Below are 24,838 nucleotides of genomic sequence, written 5' to 3'. Positions count from 1 at the left end.
GAAAGATGTATATCGTGAAGATCATGTATTCATTGTAGGGGAAAGGAACTATTTTCCTGAAACTTCTTTTTTTCATTTCTCAGCTATGCTACACTGTTGTGGAAATCAATATAAGTGACTAGGGGTGCCCGGAAATGCGGGCTGAGAGAGAAGACAAGCTTCTTAACCCTTTGGACCTGATCTGGCTCGTACCAGCGTGGGGAAGTTGAAGATGATACATGTGCCATATGAATGGCATACATGTTTTTTCTGACGACGAAACCAGGTTCTTTACATAGAATCTGGTTTTTTGCTGGTGCTGATTCCATCCTGTCCGGTGACACGAAAAGAAGGAGAGAACAGCAAATGAATGAAAAGACAAATGTTCCATCAACGCAATTTTTATTATCAAACTTTGAAGGCAGTCGAAAGGTATATGAACAAGGCTCAAGACCTGACATTTTGGTGCCAAAAAGAGAAATTGTGCTCACAAATACAGTGACACAAGCAGGTGATATCCAAAATGAACCGATTCGTGTGTACGATACAAGTGGACCGTATACAGATGAGGAGGCTCATATTGATGTCACAAAGGGATTAAAGCGCCTGAGATCAGCATGGATTAAAGAAAGAGAAGATACTGAAAGCTATGAAGGGCGTCAAGTAAAGCCAGAAGATAATGGATATCGCTTGAATGTGAAAGAATCCTTTCAAGCTGTCCAGACAGATTTTCATCATATACCGCTCCGCGGGAAAAAAGGTGCTTGTGTGACGCAAATGCATTATGCAAAAAAGGGCATCATTACGCCTGAAATGGAGTTTATCGCTTTGAGAGAACAGCTAAGTCCTGAGTTTGTTAGAGAGGAAGTGGCTAGTGGGAGAGCGGTCATTCCAGCGAATATCAACCATCCTGAAAGTGAGCCGATGATCATCGGAAAGAATTTTCACGTGAAAATTAATGCGAATATTGGCAATTCAGCTGTGACATCGTCCATTGAAGAAGAGGTGGAGAAGATGACATGGGCAATTAGATGGGGGGCAGATACGATGATGGACCTGTCTACAGGAAAGGACATTCATACAACGAGAGAATGGATTATCCGCAATTGCCCAGTCCCAGTAGGAACTGTCCCGATTTATCAAGCACTTGAAAAAGTGAATGGAATCGCAGAAAATTTGACGTGGGAAGTATACCGAGACACATTAATTGAACAGGCAGAGCAAGGGGTTGACTACTTCACCATTCATGCGGGCGTCCTGTTAAGGTATATTCCGCTCACAGTCGACCGGGTCACAGGAATTGTTTCCAGAGGCGGAGCCATTATGGCAAGATGGTGTCTCGCTCATCATCAAGAGAACTTTCTGTATACCCATTTTGAAGAAATTTGTGAAATCATGAAAACATATGACATTGCCTTTTCGCTTGGGGACGGGCTCAGACCTGGATCCATTGCGGACGCAAATGACGAAGCGCAGTTTGCAGAACTCGAAACGTTAGGGGAATTGACAGAGATCGCTTGGAAACATGATGTACAGGTCATGATTGAAGGACCTGGTCATGTTCCAATGGATAAAATCAAAGAGAATGTCGATAAGCAGATGGAGATATGCAAAGAGGCACCTTTTTATACGTTAGGCCCTCTAACAACAGATATTGCACCGGGATATGATCATATTACATCCGCAATCGGTGCGGCGATGATCGGCTGGTACGGAACAGCCATGCTGTGCTATGTGACACCAAAAGAGCATTTAGGTCTGCCGAACAAAGAAGATGTAAGAGAAGGCGTCATCGCTTATAAAATTGCTGCACATGCAGCTGATGTAGCAAAAGGACATCCTGCTGCTCAAAAGCGTGATGATGCCTTATCGAAAGCGAGATTTGAATTCAGATGGCGGGATCAATTTCACCTGTCACTTGATCCAGAACGAGCGCTGGCATTCCATGATGAAACATTGCCTGCTGAAGGTGCTAAAACTGCTCACTTCTGTTCCATGTGTGGACCAAAGTTTTGCAGTATGAAAATATCTCATGACATCCGCAACCAATCAGAAGAAGTGAAAAGAGAGATGGAGAAGAAGGCAAAAGAGTTTATCAGTCAAGGAAGTCAAATCTACCAATCCTAAAAAAACCTCGCACTCCTCTAGTGCGGGGTTTTTATAAAACGGCTGAAATGGCTTTTCTCACGAGGTGCAAAAATGCTCTAACTGCAATCGCCATCGTTTCAATACTTGGGATGAGGCATCTGTTAAATGAAACAGGACTGTTTGTCTCTCTGGAGATGTTCGTTTTTTCTTTTGTTTCATAAAGGCAGCCTCCTTTTCATTCAATATACTTCTTTTGAAGAGTATATAGATAGATATGTTGTGCGAATTTAAACAAAATTTAAACTTCTTGTGTTTAGAAGGAAAGAAGCAGGGGAAACGGATTGAATAGAGAATGAATGAAAAGAGCTGACCGATCCGGTTAGTGAACAAGACAGAGTGGAAGGTGATCTTATGATGAAAGTATTTAAGGTAACATTTCATATGAACAATGGGGAAGTGCTCGATTTCGAGCTGAAACGTCCAGCTACCTATGATGTGTATAAAAAAATTGAGGAAGCCAATCATTGGTTTAAGCTGAATAATGAAATCATTAACCTATTAAATGTGAATAGTATCCATGTAGAAACAGAATAAAACGAAAAGCCGCTCAAAGAGAGCGGCTTTCAGCGTGTAGACAAACCCTCGCATTCGGTGTCAGTCCTGCGTGCCGGTGCTCACGAATGTCAAATTCGCTCCGCGCCGGTACTCGTCCTTCCTAGACTGCAAAGGTTTTCTATCACGCTGAAAAGAAGACAAAGGGCTAAAATAAAGTTCATTTTAGCCCTTTGTCAACAATCTGAAAGCCGCTCTTTTCGAGCGGCTTTCATTATGCAGTAAAATCATTTCGATTGTTCAGCTGACTTCGAGACAGCCAGTTTTTCTTATACAAATAGGCAATCACTTCAAGCCACAGACGCGGCGCTTTTTTAGGGAAAAAAGGTTTTTGATAATAGGCGTATGCAGCTTTTAAATCATCCCATTGATGACATGTTTTCGTTTGCGTGAAGCGGGCGACGTCAATGACCCTGACGCGGCCATCCTTTGTTAAAATTAAATTTCGCAGATGAATATCAGAAGGATTTAAACCTTTCGCGCGTGCTTCTTCCAATGCATCATCTACTTGTTCAATCATTTGTTTTTTGATCGGAATTCCTTTTGTCAGGCATTCATAGAAAGTATAACCTTTAATATATTCCATTAAAATATACTGATCCCCAGACTCGTAAATCTCAGGATAATAGGAGGAGCCGGAAAGTTTTTCATAAATTGCAGCCTCTTTGCGGGCGATGTTTCGATAAGAAGGAAAAAAGACTTTTAACGCCATTTTTTTGCCGTCTTTTTTGTATGAAAATACATAGGCACTTCTTCCTTTGCCGCACAGCTCAAGCTCAGCCGGTTTAAAGACGAGCTTATTAAAACGCTTTTCTTCTTGATACTGAATCGATTCGGCTAATCTTTTGACATCTGACATTGACTTCACCTTCTTTGGTTTCAGTTTATGCGGCTGAAAAACGAATGATGAAAAAACCATGTAATTCGGTAGAGCAATGGATTGTATAAAACATAACATTTACGCACGAAGGATACAACGAAAGACTCTCAATATGTGTCAAGACATCGATTTGGTTAATGTGTAGCAAAATGGGTCAAACTACATATGTCATGCATCGATCTTATGTTCTAAAGAGGTGTAAATAGTGAAAGTGAAAATAAAGTATTTCGTTACAGGACTTATCATGACAAGTGTACTCTTTTTCGCTGTTGATATGGAAGCAGCAGAACACTTGCAAAAAGAGTCAAAAACCATCAACGTTCAGCTTGAAAAGGTCTATCTAGACGGCGATGTAAGTATTGAAAGACAGCGGGCATCATTAGAAGACAAAGACACATTTTGGGCCCAGTATAAGGGCTGGACATTGGTAGAACAGCGAGAGGATTTTGCCCTTTTTAGAAAGCAAATTGACGATATATCGCCTTTGAGTAAAGCAAATGGATATATCGGATTATCAGAAGACGGCGTGATTTCTACGTTTCATGGAAGGCCTGACGGGTGGGCGGAGCCTATTCATCTCTTTTTTCAAATTGATACGTCCCGCTTGGAAAGTCATGTAGAGCAGCAGCTTGCACAAGGCATTCCATTTCGAACAAAAGATGAATTTGAGCATGTGCTTGAAGTCATGAAACCTTACCGAAATGAACAATCGTTTTAATCGTATGACAGCTTGCTGGTGTGAAGACCGCAAGCTCTTTTTCATGGGTTGACTATGAAAAAAGGCTGAGCGAACGTATGTTAACTTTTATTACGGTTTTCTCTTCGATTTATGTTACAATGGAGAACAGTCAAAGAGGTGAAAACGGTGATAGAGTTTGTAAAAGGGACCATTGATTATGTGTGCCCGCAATATGTTGTCATTGAAAACGGCGGAGTGGGATATCAAGTCTATACCCCAAATCCGTTTATCTATCGAGTATCAAAACAAGAAACGATTTATACGTATCATTACATAAAGGAAGACGCTTTTTCGTTATATGGATTCCAAACACGAGAAGAAAAAGCGTTGTTCACAAAACTGTTAAATGTCACAGGGATTGGACCGAAGGGGGCGCTTGCGATTCTTGCTTCCGGTGACCCTGGCGCTGTCATTTCAGCGATCGAACGAGAGGATGAAGCTTTCCTCATTAAATTCCCGGGTGTTGGCAAAAAAACAGCACGTCAGATCATTCTAGATCTGAAAGGGAAGCTCGCAGATGTGGTGCCTGAAATGATAGGAAACTTATTTAACCACGAGGATCATATTCAGGTTGAAACACAGCAAAGCGCTTTAGATGAAGCGGTTGAAGCTTTAAGTGTCCTTGGGTATGGTGATCGTGAAATCAAAAAGGTTCTTCCTTTATTAAAAGAAGAGAAGAATCTTACAACCGATCAATATGTGAAAAAAGCTTTACAAAAAATGTTGAAATAGGGTGATGTCTCATGGATGAACGGCTCGTCTCAACTGAAGCAGACAACCATGAATCAGCCATTGAGCAAAGTCTGCGTCCACAGACGCTTAGTCAATATATTGGCCAGCAGAAAGTAAAGGATAATCTCAGCGTATTTATTGAAGCTGCCCGAATGAGGCAGGAAACACTGGATCACGTCCTTTTATATGGACCGCCGGGACTTGGGAAAACAACGCTTGCGTCGATCATTGCCAATGAAATGAATGTTCAGCTGCGTACAACGTCTGGACCGGCGATTGAACGTCCTGGCGATTTGGCGGCGATCTTAACATCTCTTGAACCTGGCGATGTTCTGTTTATTGATGAAATTCATCGCTTGCAGCGTTCAATAGAGGAAGTGCTATATCCAGCGATGGAGGACTTTTGTCTAGATATCGTGATTGGAAAAGGAGATACAGCACGCTCTGTGCGGCTTGATTTACCGCCATTTACGCTTGTAGGTGCTACAACCCGTGTTGGGCTTTTAACAGCGCCGCTTCGTGATAGGTTTGGGGTTCATGCAAGATTGGAATACTATGAGCAAAGAGATTTGGCTCACATTGTAGCAAGAACAGCCGAGCTGTTTGAGATTGGGATCGACATTCGTTCAGCTGAAGAGATTGCAAGAAGATCTAGAGGCACACCGAGGGTCGCCAATCGTTTGCTCAGAAGAGTAAGAGATTTTGCGCAGGTGCTCGGAAATCATGCGATCACACAAGACATTGCAGAAGATGCTCTTGAGCGTCTGCAAGTTGACAGACTCGGACTTGATCATATCGATCATAAGCTGCTTTTAAGTATGATTGAAAAATTTAGAGGCGGTCCTGTTGGACTTGATACGATCTCAGCGACAATTGGAGAAGAATCACATACGATTGAAGATGTGTACGAACCGTATTTACTGCAAATTGGTTTTCTGCAAAGAACACCAAGAGGGCGGGTCGTCACAAGAGAAGCGTATGAACATTTTCATATGGAGGTTCCGATTCGTGACTGAATTCCCTAAAATGTTGATGATTTTAGGTGGTGTCCTTTTTGCCGCAGGTTTAGTGTTTCAATTGGTTGGGAAACTTCCAGGCGATATTTTCGTGAAAAAAGGGAACGTAACGTTCTTTTTTCCTGTGATTACATGCATTGTCATTAGCATCGTCCTAACCATTTTACTCAATGTCTTCGGACGGATGAAATAACGTTAACTAGTTAACTACAGAATAGGTGAAGGAAATGAAGTTAGAACTATTTGATTTTGATTTACCAGAAAGATTGATTGCACAAGTGCCGCTTGAAAAACGAGATGCATCAAGACTGATGGTCTTACATAAACAAACAGGTGACATCACACATGATACATTCTCGCAAATCACAGATTACTTTCAAAAGGGTGATTGTCTCGTTTTAAACAATACACGTGTATTGCCTGCACGTCTGTTTGGAACGAAAGAGGATACGGGTGCTAAAGTGGAGCTGCTTCTTTTGAAACAAGAAGAAGGAGACAAATGGGAAACGCTCGTGAAACCAGCAAAACGTGTGAAAAACGGAACAGTCATTACATTTGGTGATGGACGATTAAAAGCGGTATGTACAGAGGAACTGGAACATGGCGGAAGAAAAGTTGAGTTTCAGTATACAGGCATTTTTTATGAAGTACTTGAATCTTTAGGTGAAATGCCGCTGCCTCCGTACATTAAAGAGCAGCTTGACGATCGTGAGCGTTATCAAACCGTTTATTCCAAAGAGGTTGGTTCGGCTGCTGCGCCTACTGCCGGTCTTCACTTTACAAATGAACTGCTGGATGAACTGAAAGCAAAAGGAGTGCATATTGCGTTTATTACGCTCCATGTAGGACTTGGCACATTTCGACCGGTCAGTGCTGAACGCATTGAAGAACATGAAATGCACGCAGAGTTTTACGAAATGAATGAAGAAACGGCAGAAGAGCTTAATCGCGTGCGCAAAGAAGGCGGGCGGATTATTTCAGTCGGAACAACTTCGACAAGAACGCTTGAAACCATTGCAAGTGCTTATGATGGGGAATTCAAAGCGTCAAGCGGCTGGACGTCGATTTTTATTTATCCAGGTTATACATTTAAGGCAATTGATGGCATGATCACGAATTTCCACTTGCCAAAATCGTCTTTAATTATGCTTGTCAGTGCATTAGCTGGACGAGAACACGTCCTAAAAGCGTACAATGAGGCTGTAAAAGAGGAATACCGATTCTTCAGTTTTGGCGATGCCATGCTGATTCAATAACATCATACAACAAAGACAGGAGGGCTCATTTTTGTCGCAATTACCGATACGTTATGAGTTCATTAAATCATGCAAACAAACAGGTGCACGTCTTGGACGCGTTCATACACCGCACGGCTCCTTTGAAACACCTGTATTTATGCCAGTTGGTACACTGGCTACAGTGAAAACAATGGCGCCTGAAGAGTTAAAAGCAATGGAAGCAGGCATTATTTTAAGCAATACGTATCATCTATGGCTGCGCCCTGGGCATGACATTGTCAAAGAAGCAGGCGGCCTGCACAAATTTATGAACTGGGATCGAGCGATTCTCACTGATTCAGGCGGATTCCAAGTGTTTTCTTTAAGTGAATTTAGAAAAATTGAAGAGGAAGGCGTTCACTTCCGTAATCACTTAAATGGAGATAAGTTGTTCCTTTCTCCTGAAAAAGCGATGGAGATTCAAAATGCGCTCGGCTCAGATATTATGATGGCATTTGACGAATGTCCTCCGTACCCAGCAGAGTACGATTATATGAAACGTTCTGTAGAGCGGACAAGCAGATGGGCAGAGCGCTGCTTAACAGCGCACCAGCGTCCAGAGGATCAAGGACTGTTTGGCATTGTACAGGGCGGAGAATACGAAGAGCTTCGTAAACAAAGTGCAAAAGATCTTGTTTCACTTGATTTCCCAGGCTATGCCATTGGAGGTTTATCTGTTGGTGAACCTAAAGACGTGATGAACCGTGTGCTGGAGTTCACAACGCCATTTTTACCGGATGACAAGCCAAGATACTTAATGGGTGTTGGCTCACCAGATTCATTAATTGACGGTGCGATCCGCGGTGTCGATATGTTTGACTGTGTACTGCCAACGCGAATTGCAAGAAATGGTACGCTCATGACAAGTGAAGGACGCCTTGTTGTGAAAAATGCTAAATATGAGCGTGATTTCAGACCAATCGATGAAAACTGTGACTGCTACACATGTAAAAATTACACACGCGCTTATATTAGACATTTGATCCGTACAAATGAGACGTTCGGAATTCGATTAACAACTTATCATAATCTTCATTTTCTGTTAAAATTAATGGAGCAAGTGAGAGAAGCTATCCGTGAGGATCGTTTAGGTGATTTTAGAGAAGAGTTTTTTGAGCGTTATGGCTTTAACAAGCCGAATGCGAAAAACTTTTAACGCATAAACGAAAAGCTTTACAATGCTTTAGAAAGGGGTGAGATAGAATGGATGGTGGTATGGGTTCAATCATTATGATTGTTGTCATGTTTGCTGTGCTTTACTTCTTGTTAATCCGTCCACAGCAAAAGCAACAAAAAGCTGTGCGTCAGATGCAGCAATCTTTATCAAAAGGCGATAAAATCGTCACAATCGGTGGTTTACACGGTGAAATCGACTACATTGATGAATCAAAAGTGGTCATCAAAACAAGCGAAAACAACCGTTTAACTTTCGACCGACGTGCTATTAGAGAATTAGCTGACAAAGGTTAATCCTCCAATACATAGCGATAAAAAAAGAGCGATATCATTCGCTCTTTTTTTATTTGCCCCGAAGATTAACGCCAATCATTCCCCCTAGCATACAAATTCCCAAAAAGGCTGCATGATAGATGAATTGTTCTGGTGAAAAGGTTTCTCCAAACCCTAAATATTGAAATAAAAAAACAGTGAGTGAAAAGATAAAAGAGGTCATGGCGCCAATGAGCCAGCCCCGTTCCTTTGCTTTCCCTCCAGAAATCATTCCTCCTAGAAAAAGTGCCGCAAAGGACAAGATCATGATCATCCATTTAAACGATGATTCCTGCATACTTGTGAAGGTAAGCATCAGTGATACAAGTAAGCTTGTGACAATCATCACGACAAAAATAGCAATTAAGCCAGATAAAATGCCTTTTCCTATTTGTTTCGTTTCCTGCATGTGATTCGTCTCCTCTCCAATTGACCGAAGCTTGTCTTTTACTAAAATGTATTCACGGAGAAGAAAAAATAGACATGTTTCTCGTGATAAAAACCGAGGCTTTCTTTTCTACATAAATAAAGTGTTTTGACACAAGCTATGGTGGAGAAGGAGGGTTTACATCATATGCAGGACATCTTAATTATCTCCATGAGAACGATCATTTTATATTTTCTCATTTGGTTTATTTTTCGTTTAATGGGCAAAAGGGAGATTGGGGAACTGAGTATTTTAGATCTTGTTATTTTTATGATGATCGCTGAAATTGCGGTGCTCGCCATAGAAGAAGTAGAGGATCACATGTTACATACAGTATGGCCGATCCTGCTGTTAACCTTCATTCAAATCACCCTTGCCTATTTGTCACTAAAATTCCAAGGTGTCCGTCGTTTTCTCGACGGTAAGCCGGCCCTGCTCATCATCAACGGAAAAATAGACGAGGGTGCGATGAGAAAACAGCGATACAATTTTGATGATTTGCTGATTCAATTAAGAGAAAATAACATCGATAGTATCCAGGATGTCTCATATGCCATCTTAGAGCCTTCAGGAAAGCTCGCCGTTGTTGAAAAAGAAAACAAGCGCAAACATGCAGCGCTTGAGCTCCCGCTTATTGCAGACGGTGTGGTTCAGCATGATCATCTCAAGCAGATCAACCATGATGAACAGTGGCTGATAAAGGAGCTTGCCAAAAGAGGCTATCATGATATCGAGCAAATCTCTTACTGCAGCTTTAATCAGAAGAATTTTTATATTGATTTGAAAGATGAAATTATAAAGAAAAGATGAGCTACAGCAGCTTCCCAATAAACGGGATGCGGCGCAGCTCTTCTCGTTTCACTAGCCCAAGACAGATTAATAGAATGACATACAGCACGCACGTCAAAAAGATCATCATGACAAGCTCTAAAGGTGCGGAAAAGAGTCCGCTCGCTTGATGTTTCATCCATAAGCTGACTGCCCCAGTGCCGATGATCACAAGGACGCAAAGTCCATATTCTTTTAATGGTAAATGAATAGGCAGCACTTTACCGACAGTTGCCGCATGGAGCAACGTGACAAGAACGATGCCAATGAGGATCGCAAGCGCTGCGCCCATAATGCCAAAGCTTGGCTGTGAAGCAAGAACAAAGATCATGCCTGTTTTCACAACAGCTCCTATCAAACTGTTGGTCATCGCTGCCCCCGCTAAATTTAATGCTTGAAGGACAGCCTGCAGCGGCCCTTGAAAGTAATAGAGCAAAAAGAAGGGCGCCATGAATTTTACATAGACAGCGGCATGAGATGAACCATACATGAAGAGGGTTAAATTTTCTGCATACACGAAAAGGATGATACATGAAATGCCCCCGCTTAATAAACAAAGGCGCATCGCCTGCTTGAGCCGGTATTCGACCGTTTTGCGTTTGTTCTGTTCCATCCCCTCACTAATCGCTGGAACTAGTGCGGTGGAGAGAGAATACGTGATAAAACTAGGAAGTGTCAAAAGGGTGAGCGCAAGTCCCGTCAATTCTCCGTACTGCGTTGTTGCTTCCACAGCTGCATAACCGGCAATCGCAAGGCTTTGCGCGACTACAATCGGTTCTAAAAACCAAGAGATATTGCCGATGAAACGGCTGCCTGTCGTTGGCAGGGCAATACTCATGAGCTGCTTAAACGTGTCCTTTCCATCATGAATTGCCTTGAAAAAACGTTTTCGGATACGGATGGTCTTTTTATAACGAAAGGCAATCAGTAAGTAAGCAAGTGAAATCATTTCCCCGATGACAGATGAAATCATAGCGCCTGCTGCTGCGTATTCAATTCCATAAGGCAGGAACGCTGTTGTACATACTGCCACGAGTGAAATTCTTGCGACCTGTTCTAGTACTTGCGACATCGCAAGCGGGCTCATTTGCTGTCTTCCTTGGAAATAGCCCCTTAACACACTAGAGATCGCAATAACGGGTACGACTGGTGTAATGGCAAGCAGAGGATAGACCGTTCTAGGATCTGTCAGCATATTTTCCGCCATAATAGGGGCAAACCATAAAAAGAGCGGCGTGAAAATCAGGCTGAGTGTTCCTGTTATCGCAAGGGACATCACTAGAATGCGTTTTGTTTTCTGTTTGTCACCACGGGCTTCTGCTTCTGCGACTAGCTTACTAATAGCAACAGGAAGTCCGAATTGTGTCAGCGTCACGGCGAGAAAAAAGGTAGGCGCTGCCATCATATAAAGCCCTACGCCTTCTTCACCAATGAACCTTGCAATCACAATTCGATTGACAAAACCCAATATTCTTGTAATAAAACCTGCTAAAATTAAAATAATCGTCCCTTTTAAAAACGTTTGCTTCGTCAAATCACAGATCACCTGCCTTCTCAAACGACATAGAATCATATACAATAAGATATGCGTGTATATCGTCCAAGCATGACAAGTCTCTCGATAAAAAACTGAAAAGGGGGAGCCTCACAATGACACAACATCCGGCTGCTATATACAAAGACCATCTAAAGCCTTTTCTGTTCAGTAAGCTTGAAGAATTCATCGTTTTGGGCTATAAAGATGTAGATTTAGAGGAATTATGGTCATACTTAGAGAATAAGAAGTGGAAGAAAAAACAAGAGTATCCGATTCATGAAATGGTTGCAGATATTTTATCTGTGAAAATTGGCGAATTTATGAACTATGCAACCGTTCAGTCGTTTAAAACGTCTGCTTTTTTGGACAGTGAAGATGGCAAGAATATGCTGGACGAACTGTTGAAATAAGCCATCTAAATGGATTCAGGTGTTTAAGGAGGAAATACATAATGAAAAAAGGGCGCATACTTGCGTTTTTCTTAGTGGTTCTGTTAATCGGAACTGGTGTGGGCTTATTAACGAAGCCCGTTGCGAAAGATATGACGCTAGGGCTGGACTTACAGGGTGGATTTGAGGTTCTGTATGATGTACACCCAGTGAAAAAAGAAGACAAGATCACAAATGGTGTTCTCGTCAGTACAGTAGAGGCTTTAAACCGAAGAGCCAACGTGCTTGGGGTCAGTGAGCCGAACATTTCGATTGAAGGAAACAACCGTATCCGCGTACAGCTTGCGGGTGTAAAAGATCAAAACAGAGCACGGGAGATTCTATCGACTGAAGCACAGCTTTCCTTCAGAGATACGAATGACAAAGAGCTTCTAAACGGATCTGATCTTGTTGAAAATGGTGCAAAACAAACATTCAATCAAACGAATGAGCCGATCGTGACGGTCAAACTAAAGGATGCGAAAAAGTTTGGTGACGTGACAAAAAAAGTAGCGGCGATGGCACCAAACAATCAGCTTGTCATTTGGCTAGATTATCATAAGGGAGATTCCTTCAAAAAAGAAGTCTCTAAATCAAATCATAAGTATGTATCTGCGCCGAATGTAAACCAAGAAATTAACAGCAGTGACGTACAAATCGAAGGAAACTTTACGGTTCAAGAGGCAAAAGACCTTGCGAGCATTTTAAATGCCGGCGCATTGCCAGTAAAATTAACCGAAAAATATTCAACATCTGTGAGTGCACAGTTTGGTGAGCAAGCACTAAACGAAACAGTCTTCGCAGGAATTGTAGGAATAGCATTTATCTTCTTATTCATGCTGCTTTATTACCGATTACCAGGTCTTGTTGCTGTCATTACACTGTCAGCTTATATCTATATCACACTGCAAGTCTTTGACTGGATGGGTGCGGTCATGACACTGCCTGGAATCGCTGCATTGATTCTTGGGGTAGGGATGGCTGTTGATGCCAACATTATTACGTATGAGCGGATTAAAGAAGAGCTCAAGCTCGGTAAATCTGTCCGTTCTGCTTTCAGATCGGGTAACCGCAGATCGTTCGCCACGATCTTTGATGCAAACTTAACAAGTATTATTGCCGGCGGGGTTCTATTCTTCTTTGGAACAAGCTCTGTCAAAGGGTTTGCAACCATGCTTATCCTATCAATTTTGACAAGCTTTATCACGGCTGTCTTCCTATCAAGATTCCTTCTTGGCTTACTTGTAGAAAGCCGCTATCTCGATCGCAGAAAAGGCTGGTTTGGTGTTCGTCAGAAAGACATCATTGATATTCATGAAACAACTGAAAATACTGAACCGAAAACACCATTTGATAAATGGGATTTCGTCAGCAAACGTAAGGGCTTTATGATTTTCTCAGCAGCCATTACCATTGCTGGAATCATTGTGCTGTCGATCTTCAAGCTCAATGCAGGTATTGACTTTGCAAGTGGTACTAGAGTTGACATTCAAAGTGACCATAAACTGTCAACAGAACAGGTGGAGCAAGATTTTAAAAAGCTAGACCTTGAGACAGACAGTGTTGTGTTATCGGGGCAAAAAGAAAATCAAGCAGCAGCTCGATTTGTCGGTGTTCCGAATAAAGAAAAAATTGCTGAAGTGAAAGATTACTTCAAAGATAAATACGGAACGGAGCCTAACGTAAGTACAGTGTCTCCGACAGTTGGAAAAGAGCTGGCGCGTAACGCATTATACGCTGTCATCATTGCTTCGATCGGGATTATCTTATATGTATCCGTCCGATTTGAGTATAAAATGGCGATTGCAGCGATAATCTCTCTGCTTTACGATGCATTCTTTATCGTTGCCTTCTTTAGTATTACGCGCTTAGAGGTGGATGTCACCTTCATTGCAGCGATACTCACGGTCATTGGGTACTCAATCAATGACACGATTGTCACCTTCGACAGGGTGCGTGAGCAAATGAAGAAACGCAAACCGAAAACGATCGAAGATTTATCGTACATTGTGAATTTAAGTTTACAGCAAACCTTTACGCGTTCTGTGAACACTGTACTCACTGTACTTGTAGTGGTGATTGCACTTCTCATTTTCGGTTCAGCATCTATTACAAACTTCTCCATTGCCTTACTTGTCGGCCTATTAACAGGGGTGTATTCATCTCTTTACATTGCGGCACAAATTTGGCTGATTTGGAAAGGTCGTGAGCTGAAAAAGCCGGCTAAAATCGACACAGAACAAGATATTTAAACAAGAAAGACTGCCAGCTTGGCAGTCTTTTTTTCATGCATCATACTTGTCATCGTCACAACAATAAGATGATATGTAAAAACATTTCGGGTTTCATTGATCTTGAAATGGTCTTTTGCTATAATGACATACGTTTAGATCAGTATAGAAAGCAAGTGTCTGTTTGGGGCATTTGGCTTTTATTCATTGGAGGGGCTGTTATGAAGGTTCGGGAAACTGAACTGCCAGGTATCGGTCACAAAGCCGAAATGATCACAAGAAATAATGAGAAACTTGCCATTATCACACATGATGACGGCAGAAGAGAGATGTATCATTTTCAAGAAGATGATCACGAAGAATGTATTTCTGGTATCTTGCTTAGCGATGAAGAAGCAAGACAAATCTCGGCTATTTTAGGCGGCATGGTCTATAAACCTAAAGCGCTTGAGACAGTGGAGGTGGCCATTGATGAACTCATCATTGAATGGTTTAAGATTGAAAAGAACGCACCGGCTGTTAACCAGACGATCGGAGACCTGAGTGTTCGCCAAAACTATCAAGTAACAGTCATCGCCATTGTGAGAAAATCACATGAGAAAATTTTAAATCCAGGACCAGATACGGTGATTGAAGAAGGAGACACCCTTGTCATCTCTGGAGAAAGAAAAGAATTAAAGAGCCTCATTAAAGAAAAACTCAGCAGCTAAGCGCCCATGCTGATAGAAAACCTTCCACCATGTTCTTTCGGTGTTTAAAAAGGACAAGAAAGAGGGAAGAATAAAAGAAAAAGCTTGGGGGATTTGTAGATGAATAAACAACAATGGACCATCATACTCGCATTTATTTTCGTATTAATTGTCTCAGTATTTGCTGTTATTAACGTGCGGCCTGTACAGGTAGACTACTTATTTGGAACGGCTGAATGGCCGCTAATCCTTGTCATTATCGGTTCTGTTCTGATGGGCGGACTCATTGTGGCTTTTGCGGGGATTTTCCAAATTGTGAAAATGAAACGTGAATTAAAAGCATTAAAAGCTGAACGTGCAGCCGCTGTGACTGCCCCTACTGCTTCTCCAAAAAAGGTAGACAAAGACGTTCAAAAGAAAACGAATGTCACACCTTTAAAAGAACAGCCAGCGTCTTTTGACCGGAAGGAAAAATAATCTTCCAGTACAATTTCATAAAATAAAAATTGAAACCCCTCAGTCCACTCTAGTATAATAGTGTGGTTGAGGGGTGAATTTATGTTATTATCCAAAATGCGTTGGGAATATGAACATCCTAGCGAAGAAAAAGTGAAATCACTCTCTGAAAATCTGAATATTTCAGCGCTGACTGCATCACTTCTTGTACAAAGAGGACTCGAAGAAGTAGAAGAAGCGAGGTCTTTTTTATTTGATCAAAAAGCCGAATTTCATGATCCATTCTTATTAAAAGGAATGAAAGAAGCAGTAGAGCGCATCAACAAAGCGATCGAAGAGCAGGAATCGATTGTGATCTTCGGAGATTATGATGCAGATGGTGTGACAAGTACTTCTGTACTTTTACATACACTTAAAGAACGATCTGCGAAGGTAGACTTTTATATTCCAGATCGATTTAAAGAAGGATATGGGCCAAACGAACAGGCTTTCCGATATATCAAAGAGCAAGGAGCATCGCTTATCATCACTGTGGATACAGGGATCGCTGCTGTAAATGAAGCACGTATTGCAAAAGAAATAGGATTAGACCTGATCATCACAGATCACCATGAACCAAGCGAGGAACTGCCTGAGGCACTTGCGATTGTACATCCTAAGCAGCCTGGGTGTGAGTATCCGTTTAAAGAGCTGGCGGGTGTCGGTGTGGCGTTTAAAGTGGCACATGCACTCCTCGGTAAACTCCCAGTAGAATTATTAGATCTTGCTGCAATCGGTACAATTGCGGATCTTGTCCCGCTGCATGATGAAAATAGATGGCTTGCAAAAAAAGGCCTAATGCAGCTTCGTCAATCTAGACGGCCTGGGTTAAAAGCGTTATTAAAAGAAGCAGGCGCCACTCTTGAAGAAGCAAATGAGGAAACGGTCGGCTTTCAAATTGCGCCAAGGCTGAATGCTGTTGGACGAATTGAGCAGGCAGATCCGGCTGTTCATCTTCTCATGACTGAGGATATGGATGAAGCAGAAGAACTCGCTCGTTTTGTACAAGAATTGAACAAAGAACGGCAGAAAATTGTGAGTACGATCACGGAAGAAGCCATTCAAATGGTCGAAGAGACAGGCGCTGACCAGTCTGCTATCGTCGTAGCAAAAGCTGGCTGGAATCCAGGCGTTGTCGGCATTGTTGCCTCAAAATTGACGGATACATTTTCTCGTCCGGCGATTGTGCTTGGAATAGATGAAGAAACGCAGATGGCGAAAGGGTCAGCACGAAGTATTCCTGGCTTTGATTTGTTTTTCCATTTGAGCAAGTGCCGTGACATCCTGCCGCATTTCGGTGGACACCCGATGGCAGCAGGAATGACACTTCAAGCGGATGATGTTCCTTTACTTAGGGAAAGATTGAATCAATATGCAAATGAAACGTTGACAGAAGAAGATTTTATTCCAATTCAACGGGTCGATGCAGTATGTAAAGTGGACGAAATGACGGTGCAAGCCATTGAAGAAGTGGGACTGCTGTCCCCGTTTGGCATGCAGAATCCTAAGCCGTTCATTATGATTGAAGACGCCCAGCTTGAAGACATCCGAACGATCGGGGCCAATCAAAATCACATTAAAATGTCACTAAAAGACGAAGACAAGCTGCTCGACTGTGTCGGTTTTCACCAAGGCAAGCTAAAAGAAGAACTTGTCCCAGGGAGTCAAATTTCTGTCGTTGGTGAGGTCTCGATTAATGAATGGAATAACCGAAAGAAACCTCAGCTCATGCTAAAAGACGCTAGAGTCGATGAATGGCAGCTGTTTGATTTACGCGGGAAAAAAGATTGGGAAAAGAAAGTATCAACACTTGATCCAGCAAAAACGATGGTCTTCTGTTTTGACGAAGAAACAAAAAAGCAATCGGAGCTGGTGGATATTCCGATTCACCTTATTGATGCAGAAAATGTATCCACGTTTGATGTGCAGGAAAAGTATGTGATCTTTGCCGATGTTCCTGCCGACGAACACTTGCTCAAGCTGCTTTTAGAAAATCAACAACCAGCAAGAATTTATACGGTGTTTCAGCGGAAAGAAGATCACTTTATGTCCTCATTCCCGAGCCGTGATCAATTCAAATGGTTTTATGGATTCTTGTTCAAACGGGGAAGTTTTCCTATTAAAGAACAAGGCATGGAGCTTGCCAAACATAGAGGTTGGACAAAAGATACAATCATTTTTATGACAAAGGTGTTTTTTGAACTCGGTTTTGTTAAAATAGAGAATGGTGTGCTGTCAATAGTGCGTGATGCCCCTAAAAAAGATTTAACCGCATCATCGTCTTATACAGCAAAACAACGATTGATGGAACTCGATCAAACACTAACATATTCCTCAGCCAAAGAGCTGAAGGAATGGCTGAATAGCATGATGAGCGAAGTCTCACCTGTGCTTTGACGTACGAGGAGGAAAAGGAAAAGATGGATTTAAAACAATATGTGACAGTTGTACCTGACTACCCAAAGGAAGGTGTACAATTTAAAGATATTACAACGTTAATGGATAAAGGCGAAGTGTACCGTTATGCAACGGATCAAATCGTTGAATACGCGAAGGAAAGAGACATTGATCTCATTGTTGGTCCTGAAGCGCGTGGATTCATTATTGGCTGCCCTGTAGCATACGCACTTGGTGTAGGTTTTGCCCCAGTTCGTAAAGAAGGAAAGCTTCCTCGTGAAGTCATCAAAGTCGATTACGGTTTGGAATACGGTAAAGATGTATTAACGATTCATAAAGATGCAATTCGTCCTGGTCAGCGTGTACTGATCACAGATGATTTGCTTGCGACAGGTGGAACGATTGAAGCATCCATCAAGCTGGTTGAAGAATTAGGCGGCGTTGTGGCAGGGATTGCATTTTTAATTGAGCTGACGTATCTTGATGGCAGAAAGAAGCTTGACGGTTACGACATCTTGACGTTAATGCAATACTAATGGAGTTTTACGCAAAAAGCACTCAGTAAGAAGGGTGCTTTTTTCCTATCAAAAATCTTTTAGCGGACTTCTTCTCTTTACATCTATCGAATTTTTCTTGATAATAAACTACAATACAGTTTTCATTTAAAAAGGTGATTCCATGGCGAACGAACAAGTTTTAACGGCGCAGCAGGTCATTGATAAGGCAAGAGAATACCTGTCCGCTGAACATATTCAATTTATAGAGCGTGCATACGAATATGCTGAAAATGCTCACAAGGAGCAATACCGGAAATCCGGTGAGCCCTATATTATCCATCCTATTCAAGTGGCGGGAATTCTTGTTGATCTTGAAATGGACCCTTCGACCATTGCTGGCGGCTTCTTGCATGATGTTGTCGAAGACACGGATGTGACATTAGAAGATTTAAAAGAGCATTTTAACGAAGAAGTAGCCATGCTTGTTGATGGTGTGACAAAGCTTGGAAAAATTAAATATAAATCACAAGAAGAACAACAGGCTGAAAACCATCGTAAAATGTTTGTTGCAATGGCGCAGGATATTCGCGTCATCTTAATTAAGCTGGCAGACCGTCTTCACAATATGAGAACACTCAAACATCTTCCGCAGGAAAAGCAGCGAAGAATTTCAAATGAAACCCTTGAGATCTTTGCACCGCTTGCGCACAGATTAGGGATTTCAAAGATTAAGTGGGAGCTTGAAGATACAGCCCTCCGCTATTTAAATCCGCAGCAATACTACCGAATTGTGAATCTCATGAAGCGTAAACGAGCGGAACGTGAGGAATACTTGGACGAGGTTGTCAATGAAGTAAAAGACCGCGTGTCTGAAGTGAACATTAAGGCTGAATTCTCCGGCAGACCGAAACATATTTATAGTATTTATCGCAAAATGGTCATGCAAAATAAGCAGTTTAATGAAATATATGATTTGCTGGCTGTACGTATTTTGGTTGACAGCATTAAAGACTGCTATGCGGTACTTGGTATTATTCATACATGCTGGAAGCCGATGCCAGGCAGATTTAAGGATTATATTGCGATGCCAAAGCCGAACATGTATCAGTCTCTTCATACAACGGTGATTGGTCCAAAAGGGGACCCGCTTGAAGTTCAGATTCGTACAGTGGAAATGCACGAAATTGCTGAATACGGAATTGCCGCACATTGGGCGTATAAAGAAGGCAAAGAGTCAGCAGAATCGACGGAAGAAGCCGTTTTCCAGAAGAAGCTGTCTTGGTTTAGAGAAATCCTTGAATTCCAAAATGAATCTACAGATGCGGAAGAATTTATGGAATCGTTAAAAATCGATCTCTTCTCTGATATGGTGTTTGTATTTACACCAAAAGGTGACGTCATCGAGCTGCCGTCTGGTTCCGTACCAATTGATTTCTCATACCGGATTCATTCGGAAATTGGGAATAAAACAATCGGAGCCAAAGTCAACGGTAAAATGGTTACACTTGATCATAAGCTAAAAACAGGTGACATTATTGAAATTCTGACATCTAAGCATAGCTATGGACCAAGCCAGGATTGGGTCAAACTTGCCCAAACCTCCCAAGCGAAGCACAAGATCAGACAGTTTTTCAAGAAACAGCGCCGTGAAGAAAATGTCGAAAAAGGCCGAGAACTTGTGGAGAAAGAAATCAAAAACCTTGAGTTCGATGTTAAAGACATCTTGACCGCTGAAAATCTGCAAAAAGTGGCCGATAAGTTTAATTTCTCAAATGAAGAGGACATGTATGCAGCTGTCGGTTATAACGGAATTACGGCACTCCAAGTGGCGAATCGTTTAACGGAAAAAGAAAGAAAACAAAGAGATCAGGAAGAACAAGAGAAAACCGTTCAAGAAGTGTCTGTAGAGTCAAAACCATATCACGGGAAAAAACGGGAAGCTGGCGTGCGAGTGAAAGGCATTGATAACTTGCTTGTCCGTTTATCTAAGTGTTGTAATCCTGTTCCTGGTGATAGCATTGTTGGCTTTATTACAAAAGGCCGTGGCGTATCTGTTCACCGTGATGACTGTCCGAACGTGAAGACAGGAGAAGCGCAGGAACGGTTAATCCCGGTTGAGTGGGAACATGAACAGCCTGCTCGAAACCGTAAAGAATACAATGTGGAAATTGAAATATTAGGATATGACAGACGCGGCTTACTTAATGAGGTGCTTCAAGCAGTCAACGAAACCAAAACGAACATCTCGTCGGTTTCTGGTAAGTCGGATCGTAACAAAGTGGCGACGATCCATATGGCGATCTTTATCCAAAATATTAACCATTTGCACAAAGTGGTAGAACGCATTAAACAAATCAAAGACATTTACTCTGTTCGCCGATTCATGAATTAGAAAGGAAGTATATCGTCTATGAGGCTTGTTGTTCAGCGTGTGACGAGTGCATCTGTGAAAGTAGAAGAAGAGATCACAGGTGCCATCAATGAAGGCTATATGGTGCTCGTTGGGGTTACACATGAAGACACAGAAGAAGATGTGCATTACTTAGCTGAAAAGCTCGCACACTTGCGTATTTTTGAAGATGAAAACGGGAAAATGAATCATTCTTTGTTAGATGTAAAAGGAAGTGTACTGTCTGTGTCTCAATTTACCCTTTATGGTGATACGAGAAAAGGCAGACGGCCGAACTTTATGAAAGCTGCCAAGCCAGATGCTGCGAACGCCCTTTACGAATGTTTCAATAAAGCCCTTAGAGACAAAGGCATTCATGTAGAAACTGGCCGCTTTGGTGCGATGATGGATGTGTCATTGACCAACTCAGGACCCGTCACCATCTGGATGGATAGCAAAGAATAGATTCACTTTAGACTGTAGATAAACTCTTGCTGAGAGTTTGTTTAGAGTCTTTTTCTTTTGCGATCAAACAAAAAAGAGGCGCAGCGGCCTCTTTTTTCTATCGGAAATATTGTTTTAATCCTTCTGTCATTCCTTCTGTCACTCGTTCTTGGTAAGAGGCGCTATAAATGATCGCTTCTTCTTGAGGATTGCTTAAATAGCCGAGTTCATATAAAAGGGAAGGGCGCTTGTTTTCTCTTAAAACAAAATAATCTCCAAATTTGACTCCTTTATCAGGGATCTGTGATCGTTTTGCGACTTCCGTATGAACGCTTGTCGCCAGACGTTGATCTTTGGATGCCTGATAATAATATGCGGTGCTCCCTCTGATACTTGGGTCCATAAAACTATCATAATGAAGACTAATAAATGCATCTGCATTTCGGTAATGTGAAGTGGCAACCCTCGATTGAAGGCTGATGAATGTATCATCACTTCTTGTTAAATAGACATTTGCTCCAGAAGCTCTTAACTTACCCGCCAGCAAATGAGCGGTTTTGATCGTGATATTCTTTTCAAATGCACCGTCTGCGCCGATCGTGCCGCTGTCTTTTCCGCCATGCCCAGGATCAAGAACAATTGTTTTGCCTTTTAAAGATCCAGTGCCAGACGATGAATCCTGCTGAGGTCTTGGTGCTTCGCTGCTATTTTTCTTTGTTTGAACGACCCAGCTCGCCACATAGCCTGTTCCGCCGTTTGATAATGTCACCTCGTACCAGTCACCTTGCGTACGAACAATTTGATAAGCAGCTCCTTTTGTTGCTCTTTCTGCAATTCCAGCAGAGGTAGAAGCGCTTTTTCTAATATTCGTTCCATCATAAACGATGTACGCTTTCTGATGAGATGACGAAGAGGATGAATTCTTTTCAGGTGCTGCACTTGTTCCTTGGTTTGAGACAATATAATAACTTGCAACCCAGCCTTTAACGCCTTTTGCTTCGATTTCATACCAGCCATTTTGCTCCCGTAAAATGGTGACTTGAGTGTTGCGGGAAAGTGAAGCGGCCACTTGTGCGTTTGGTGCCGCCGATTTTCGAACATTCAAGCTTGATACGCCAACTGTGCCGGACTGTTTAGAACGAGCGGGCTCAGCTGAACTGGATGAAGAAGCGTTTTGTCCGCCAGAAATATAATCAGAGTGGACCCAGCCTTCCGCTTGTTTGTACGATATTTTTGTCCATTCGCCGCTTGTGTCCAGCTTTTTAGCGGAAGCGCCCTGCGGGAAAGTGCCAATGACTTGATAGGAAGTCCCTGGGCCTGTCCGAATGCGAAGGTCGGAGGCTGTTGACGTAATCGAACTGCTTCCTTGCGTACTTTGACCTTGTGTCTTTTGCTTAGCAGGCTTTTGTGCATCAGATGACTTGGTAATCAGCCATGAGACGACCCAGCCTTTTTGTCCGTTCGATAGACCGATCTGTACCCATTCTCCTTGTTCAGTGAGAATCGGGTAGCTTTCTCCTCGTTTCACAACTGCTGCGATCCCGTAGCTTAAACCAGGTCCGGTTCGCACATTGATTTCATCTGTTGCAACGACGGCTTGATCTGTTTGAGCCGTCGCATGTGTCATTGGCCAAGTGCTGGCAATGAGGACAAAACAGGTGAGCAGCAACATCATGTGATGGTGTGTTTTCAGATTCAAAACGGTGTTTTCCCCTCCCTTGTAAAACCGATGAATGTTAATTCGTTATGTAATGGATGAATTCCTTGCAGTTTCCCTAATAAAATTGAATCAATCTGTTTATACTAAATAAAAATGTGATAAAAGGATGTACAAACATGAGATTAAGCAGAAAATTAGGACGAGTGCAATATAATGGACATCGTGATATCGACCGCTGGCAGCACGACGAAATGGATCAACCAGGCTTCCTTGAAGAAACGGCATCTGAATACGGATGCACGTCAAAAGAAGAGCTGGAAAAGAAAAAGAGACACGGCAAGGGTTGACAGAGTGGCAGCACCGACCTTATTATAATATAAATCAACACACTTGAAAATTTAAAATGTGGAACTGATGATAGAGAATAGTAGGATAAATTGCGTGAGCAGAGAGGAATCGCCTTAGGCTGAAAGCGAATCCGCATGGCATTTATCACGAAAGAACACTCTGTAGGTTTCCTGCTGAACACTCAAAAAATGAGTCATTAGGCGGAGAACGTGAATCTGCGTTAAGGATTTGAGCGGGAACATGACTAGATCATGTTCCAACTAGGGTGGCACCACGGGTATAACTCTCGTCCCTACTATACACATAGTAGAGACGGGGGTTTTTTATATGTCCACATAAAAAATGAATGATGGTCGTAGGAGGACGAAAAATGAGTTTTAATATTCCAAGAGGCACACAGGATATTTTACCGGGAGAATCAGAACGCTGGCAGTATGTTGAACAAATTGCGAGAGATACATGTGCAGCCTTTCAATACAAAGAGATTCGCACACCGATTTTTGAGCATACGGAACTGTTTGCACGAGGAGTAGGCGAGTCAACAGATATCGTTCAAAAAGAGATGTACACATTTGAAGACAAAAAAGGACGTAGCATCACACTTCGCCCAGAAGGAACAGCTTCAACTGTCCGTTCTTATGTTGAAAATAAACTGTTTGCACAGCCTGCACAGCCTACAAAGCTGTACTACATTGGACCAATGTTCCGCTATGAGCGTCCGCAAACGGGAAGATATCGTCAATTTTATCAATTCGGAATTGAAGCGATCGGTTCAAAAGATCCTGCCATTGATGCAGAGGTCATTTCATTAGCGATGAGTGTGTACGAGAAAGCAGGTCTTTCCAACTTAAAACTCGTCATTAACAGCCTTGGTGACAAAGAAAGCCGTGCAGATTACCGTCAAGCACTTGTCGAGCATTTTGAACCAAGAATTGATGAATTCTGTCACGACTGCCAAATTCGTTTACATCAAAATCCATTGCGTATTCTTGATTGTAAAAAGGACCGCGATCACGAATTGATGGCAACGGCACCATCCATTCAAGATTACTTAAATGAAGAATCACGGACTTATTTTGAAAAAGTAAAACAATACTTAACCGATCTAGGCATTGAATATGTCGTCGATCCGAACTTAGTGCGCGGTCTTGATTATTACAATCACACTGCCTTTGAGATCATGAGTAATGCAGAAGGCTTTGGCGCGATCACAACATTAGCCGGCGGCGGCCGTTATGATGGACTTGTTGAAGGAATTGGCGGTCCTGAATCACCAGGTATCGGCTTTGCGATGAGTATTGAACGTTTCCTATCAGCGATTGATGCAGAGAAGATTGAGCTTCCTGTTCAAGACGGCATTGATTTATACATTGCGGCATTAGGAGATCAAGCAAAAGATTATGCTGTTGGCTTATTGAATCGCTTAAGAAAAGAAGGCATTTCAAGTGAAATGGACTATACAGGGAAAAAGCTAAAAGCACAATTTAAAGCCGCAGACCGCTCGAAAGCCAAGTTTATTGCAGTTCTTGGTGAAGATGAGCTGGCGCAGCAAATTGTAAATGTAAAAGATACGACAACGGGTGAACAAATTGAAGTGAAGCTTGATGAGCTGATTCAAATGATGAAAGCCCACCAGAAAGCGTAAAGAAGGAGTGGA

At 42.1% G+C, this 24,838-nt stretch carries 25 protein-coding genes, 1 riboswitch and 1 other annotated feature; of the genes, 20 read left to right on the top strand and 5 right to left on the bottom strand.

Annotation, left to right across the window (positions count from 1 at the left end):
• Positions 1-110: 110 nt before the first annotated feature.
• Positions 111-220: riboswitch (TPP riboswitch) on the top strand.
• Positions 221-345: 125 nt separating this feature from the next.
• Complete coding sequence (gene thiC, locus ACTJJD_RS03145) at positions 346-2,106, top strand: phosphomethylpyrimidine synthase ThiC (protein ID WP_272511749.1); 1,761 nt, start codon at positions 346-348, stop codon at positions 2,104-2,106.
• A gap of 57 nt (positions 2,107-2,163) precedes the next feature.
• On the opposite strand, the gene ACTJJD_RS03140 is transcribed toward thiC, so the two are convergent.
• Positions 2,164-2,286 carry a hypothetical protein gene (locus tag ACTJJD_RS03140; protein ID WP_436482096.1) on the bottom strand — a complete coding sequence of 41 codons (123 nt, stop codon included), beginning with the start codon at positions 2,284-2,286 and terminating at the stop codon, positions 2,164-2,166.
• A 192-nt stretch (positions 2,287-2,478) separates the two neighbouring features.
• Between ACTJJD_RS03140 and ACTJJD_RS03135 the strand changes: the two genes are divergently transcribed.
• Positions 2,479-2,661 (top strand): hypothetical protein, encoded by a 183-nt coding sequence (locus ACTJJD_RS03135; RefSeq protein ID WP_008342761.1) that lies wholly within the window; start codon positions 2,479-2,481, stop codon positions 2,659-2,661.
• A 232-nt stretch (positions 2,662-2,893) separates the two neighbouring features.
• On the opposite strand, the gene ACTJJD_RS03130 is transcribed toward ACTJJD_RS03135, so the two are convergent.
• Positions 2,894-3,538: a serine/threonine protein kinase gene (locus ACTJJD_RS03130; protein ID WP_017358124.1), complete on the bottom strand. Its 645-nt coding sequence runs from the start codon at positions 3,536-3,538 to the stop codon at positions 2,894-2,896.
• Positions 3,539-3,764: 226 nt separating this feature from the next.
• On the opposite strand from ACTJJD_RS03130, the gene ACTJJD_RS03125 reads away from it, so the two are divergent.
• The 7 genes from ACTJJD_RS03125 to yajC all read left to right on the top strand — a co-directional run bounded on the left by ACTJJD_RS03125 (position 3,765) and on the right by yajC (position 8,793).
• Positions 3,765-4,277, top strand: a complete 513-nt coding sequence (locus ACTJJD_RS03125; RefSeq protein WP_008342756.1) for an intercompartmental signaling factor BofC — start codon at positions 3,765-3,767, stop codon at positions 4,275-4,277.
• Positions 4,278-4,424: 147 nt separating this feature from the next.
• Positions 4,425-5,030, top strand: coding sequence for a Holliday junction branch migration protein RuvA (gene ruvA / locus ACTJJD_RS03120; RefSeq protein WP_173408156.1), 606 nt, complete (start codon positions 4,425-4,427; stop codon positions 5,028-5,030).
• 11 nt (positions 5,031-5,041) lie between these two features.
• On the top strand, positions 5,042-6,046 hold the full coding sequence (gene ruvB, locus ACTJJD_RS03115) for a Holliday junction branch migration DNA helicase RuvB (RefSeq protein WP_007501501.1): 1,005 nt from the start codon (positions 5,042-5,044) through the stop codon (positions 6,044-6,046).
• Entirely contained in the window at positions 6,039-6,239 is a 201-nt protein-coding gene (locus ACTJJD_RS03110; protein WP_008342752.1) for a DUF2905 domain-containing protein, read from the top strand. Before ruvB ends, ACTJJD_RS03110 begins: the two co-directional genes overlap by 8 nt.
• A 34-nt stretch (positions 6,240-6,273) precedes the next feature.
• Positions 6,274-7,302, top strand: a complete 1,029-nt coding sequence (gene queA, locus ACTJJD_RS03105) for a tRNA preQ1(34) S-adenosylmethionine ribosyltransferase-isomerase QueA (RefSeq protein ID WP_431793892.1) — start codon at positions 6,274-6,276, stop codon at positions 7,300-7,302.
• A gap of 31 nt (positions 7,303-7,333) precedes the next feature.
• Entirely contained in the window at positions 7,334-8,479 is a 1,146-nt protein-coding gene (tgt, locus tag ACTJJD_RS03100; protein ID WP_008342748.1) for a tRNA guanosine(34) transglycosylase Tgt, read from the top strand.
• A 47-nt stretch (positions 8,480-8,526) separates the two neighbouring features.
• The gene (gene yajC / locus ACTJJD_RS03095) at positions 8,527-8,793 is read left to right on the top strand and encodes a preprotein translocase subunit YajC (protein WP_003216659.1); all 267 of its coding nucleotides are present in this window, start codon (positions 8,527-8,529) and stop codon (positions 8,791-8,793) included.
• A gap of 49 nt (positions 8,794-8,842) precedes the next feature.
• Here yajC and ACTJJD_RS03090 read toward each other — a convergent pair whose 3' ends face one another.
• Positions 8,843-9,220 carry a TIGR04086 family membrane protein gene (locus tag ACTJJD_RS03090; RefSeq protein WP_007501492.1) on the bottom strand — a complete coding sequence of 126 codons (378 nt, stop codon included), beginning with the start codon at positions 9,218-9,220 and terminating at the stop codon, positions 8,843-8,845.
• 165 nt (positions 9,221-9,385) lie between these two features.
• Between ACTJJD_RS03090 and ACTJJD_RS03085 the strand changes: the two genes are divergently transcribed.
• Complete coding sequence (locus ACTJJD_RS03085; protein WP_024718383.1) at positions 9,386-10,048, top strand: DUF421 domain-containing protein; 663 nt, start codon at positions 9,386-9,388, stop codon at positions 10,046-10,048.
• A gap of 1 nt (position 10,049) precedes the next feature.
• Here ACTJJD_RS03085 and spoVB read toward each other — a convergent pair whose 3' ends face one another.
• Positions 10,050-11,600 carry a stage V sporulation protein B gene (gene spoVB / locus ACTJJD_RS03080; RefSeq protein ID WP_440608092.1) on the bottom strand — a complete coding sequence of 517 codons (1,551 nt, stop codon included), beginning with the start codon at positions 11,598-11,600 and terminating at the stop codon, positions 10,050-10,052.
• Between the two features lie 116 nt (positions 11,601-11,716).
• On the opposite strand from spoVB, the gene ACTJJD_RS03075 reads away from it, so the two are divergent.
• The 8 genes from ACTJJD_RS03075 (at position 11,717) to dtd (ending at position 21,194) form a co-directional block, all read left to right on the top strand.
• Positions 11,717-12,013, top strand: a complete 297-nt coding sequence (locus tag ACTJJD_RS03075; RefSeq protein WP_003216788.1) for a post-transcriptional regulator — start codon at positions 11,717-11,719, stop codon at positions 12,011-12,013.
• 41 nt (positions 12,014-12,054) lie between these two features.
• Positions 12,055-14,283 carry a protein translocase subunit SecDF gene (secDF, locus tag ACTJJD_RS03070; protein WP_440608091.1) on the top strand — a complete coding sequence of 743 codons (2,229 nt, stop codon included), beginning with the start codon at positions 12,055-12,057 and terminating at the stop codon, positions 14,281-14,283.
• A 200-nt stretch (positions 14,284-14,483) separates the two neighbouring features.
• Positions 14,484-14,972 (top strand): cation:proton antiporter regulatory subunit, encoded by a 489-nt coding sequence (locus tag ACTJJD_RS03065; RefSeq protein ID WP_008342734.1) that lies wholly within the window; start codon positions 14,484-14,486, stop codon positions 14,970-14,972.
• Positions 14,973-15,071: 99 nt separating this feature from the next.
• Positions 15,072-15,428 carry a LapA family protein gene (locus tag ACTJJD_RS03060; RefSeq protein ID WP_440608090.1) on the top strand — a complete coding sequence of 119 codons (357 nt, stop codon included), beginning with the start codon at positions 15,072-15,074 and terminating at the stop codon, positions 15,426-15,428.
• An 81-nt stretch (positions 15,429-15,509) separates the two neighbouring features.
• On the top strand, positions 15,510-17,843 hold the full coding sequence (recJ, locus tag ACTJJD_RS03055; RefSeq protein WP_440608089.1) for a single-stranded-DNA-specific exonuclease RecJ: 2,334 nt from the start codon (positions 15,510-15,512) through the stop codon (positions 17,841-17,843).
• 23 nt (positions 17,844-17,866) lie between these two features.
• Positions 17,867-18,379, top strand: a complete 513-nt coding sequence (locus ACTJJD_RS03050) for an adenine phosphoribosyltransferase (RefSeq protein WP_008342729.1) — start codon at positions 17,867-17,869, stop codon at positions 18,377-18,379.
• 142 nt (positions 18,380-18,521) lie between these two features.
• The gene (locus tag ACTJJD_RS03045; protein ID WP_008342726.1) at positions 18,522-20,732 is read left to right on the top strand and encodes a RelA/SpoT family protein; all 2,211 of its coding nucleotides are present in this window, start codon (positions 18,522-18,524) and stop codon (positions 20,730-20,732) included.
• A gap of 18 nt (positions 20,733-20,750) precedes the next feature.
• Positions 20,751-21,194, top strand: a complete 444-nt coding sequence (gene dtd, locus ACTJJD_RS03040; RefSeq protein WP_216099482.1) for a D-aminoacyl-tRNA deacylase — start codon at positions 20,751-20,753, stop codon at positions 21,192-21,194.
• A gap of 97 nt (positions 21,195-21,291) precedes the next feature.
• Here the strand turns inward: dtd and ACTJJD_RS03035 are convergent, their stop codons facing one another.
• Positions 21,292-22,872 (bottom strand): SH3 domain-containing protein, encoded by a 1,581-nt coding sequence (locus ACTJJD_RS03035; RefSeq protein WP_007501478.1) that lies wholly within the window; start codon positions 22,870-22,872, stop codon positions 21,292-21,294.
• Positions 22,873-23,009: 137 nt separating this feature from the next.
• Here ACTJJD_RS03035 and ACTJJD_RS03030 point away from each other — a divergent pair, with 137 nt between their 5' ends.
• Positions 23,010-23,180 carry a YrzK family protein gene (locus tag ACTJJD_RS03030; protein ID WP_003216250.1) on the top strand — a complete coding sequence of 57 codons (171 nt, stop codon included), beginning with the start codon at positions 23,010-23,012 and terminating at the stop codon, positions 23,178-23,180.
• Between the two features lie 58 nt (positions 23,181-23,238).
• Positions 23,239-23,478, top strand: a binding site (T-box leader).
• Positions 23,479-23,551: 73 nt separating this feature from the next.
• Entirely contained in the window at positions 23,552-24,826 is a 1,275-nt protein-coding gene (gene hisS, locus ACTJJD_RS03025; RefSeq protein WP_017358112.1) for a histidine--tRNA ligase, read from the top strand.
• The last annotated feature ends 12 nt before the right edge of the window (positions 24,827-24,838 follow it).

Origin of the sequence: Bacillus sp. 22446, from assembly GCF_052044955.1 — a bacterium.
GTDB lineage: Bacteria > Bacillota > Bacilli > Bacillales > Bacillaceae > Bacillus > Bacillus altitudinis.
The sequence above is the reverse complement of the archived record's forward strand: the minus strand, read 5'-3'. Positions and strand labels throughout refer to the sequence as shown.

What these genes read in the sequence shown, in the direction of transcription:
- thiC (WP_272511749.1), top strand. Translation starts at nt 346, where the DNA reads ATGAATGAAAAGACAAATGTTCCATCAACGCAATTTTTATTATCAAAC.
- ACTJJD_RS03140 (WP_436482096.1), bottom strand. Translation starts at nt 2,286, where the DNA reads ATGAAACAAAAGAAAAAACGAACATCTCCAGAGAGACAAACAGTCCTG.
- ACTJJD_RS03135 (WP_008342761.1), top strand. Translation starts at nt 2,479, where the DNA reads ATGATGAAAGTATTTAAGGTAACATTTCATATGAACAATGGGGAAGTG.
- ACTJJD_RS03130 (WP_017358124.1), bottom strand. Translation starts at nt 3,538, where the DNA reads ATGTCAGATGTCAAAAGATTAGCCGAATCGATTCAGTATCAAGAAGAA.
- ruvB (WP_007501501.1), top strand. Translation starts at nt 5,042, where the DNA reads ATGGATGAACGGCTCGTCTCAACTGAAGCAGACAACCATGAATCAGCC.
- queA (WP_431793892.1), top strand. Translation starts at nt 6,274, where the DNA reads ATGAAGTTAGAACTATTTGATTTTGATTTACCAGAAAGATTGATTGCA.
- yajC (WP_003216659.1), top strand. Translation starts at nt 8,527, where the DNA reads ATGGATGGTGGTATGGGTTCAATCATTATGATTGTTGTCATGTTTGCT.
- ACTJJD_RS03090 (WP_007501492.1), bottom strand. Translation starts at nt 9,220, where the DNA reads ATGCAGGAAACGAAACAAATAGGAAAAGGCATTTTATCTGGCTTAATT.
- ACTJJD_RS03085 (WP_024718383.1), top strand. Translation starts at nt 9,386, where the DNA reads ATGCAGGACATCTTAATTATCTCCATGAGAACGATCATTTTATATTTT.
- ACTJJD_RS03075 (WP_003216788.1), top strand. Translation starts at nt 11,717, where the DNA reads ATGACACAACATCCGGCTGCTATATACAAAGACCATCTAAAGCCTTTT.
- secDF (WP_440608091.1), top strand. Translation starts at nt 12,055, where the DNA reads ATGAAAAAAGGGCGCATACTTGCGTTTTTCTTAGTGGTTCTGTTAATC.
- ACTJJD_RS03065 (WP_008342734.1), top strand. Translation starts at nt 14,484, where the DNA reads ATGAAGGTTCGGGAAACTGAACTGCCAGGTATCGGTCACAAAGCCGAA.
- ACTJJD_RS03060 (WP_440608090.1), top strand. Translation starts at nt 15,072, where the DNA reads ATGAATAAACAACAATGGACCATCATACTCGCATTTATTTTCGTATTA.
- recJ (WP_440608089.1), top strand. Translation starts at nt 15,510, where the DNA reads ATGTTATTATCCAAAATGCGTTGGGAATATGAACATCCTAGCGAAGAA.
- ACTJJD_RS03050 (WP_008342729.1), top strand. Translation starts at nt 17,867, where the DNA reads ATGGATTTAAAACAATATGTGACAGTTGTACCTGACTACCCAAAGGAA.
- ACTJJD_RS03045 (WP_008342726.1), top strand. Translation starts at nt 18,522, where the DNA reads ATGGCGAACGAACAAGTTTTAACGGCGCAGCAGGTCATTGATAAGGCA.
- dtd (WP_216099482.1), top strand. Translation starts at nt 20,751, where the DNA reads ATGAGGCTTGTTGTTCAGCGTGTGACGAGTGCATCTGTGAAAGTAGAA.
- ACTJJD_RS03030 (WP_003216250.1), top strand. Translation starts at nt 23,010, where the DNA reads ATGAGATTAAGCAGAAAATTAGGACGAGTGCAATATAATGGACATCGT.
- hisS (WP_017358112.1), top strand. Translation starts at nt 23,552, where the DNA reads ATGAGTTTTAATATTCCAAGAGGCACACAGGATATTTTACCGGGAGAA.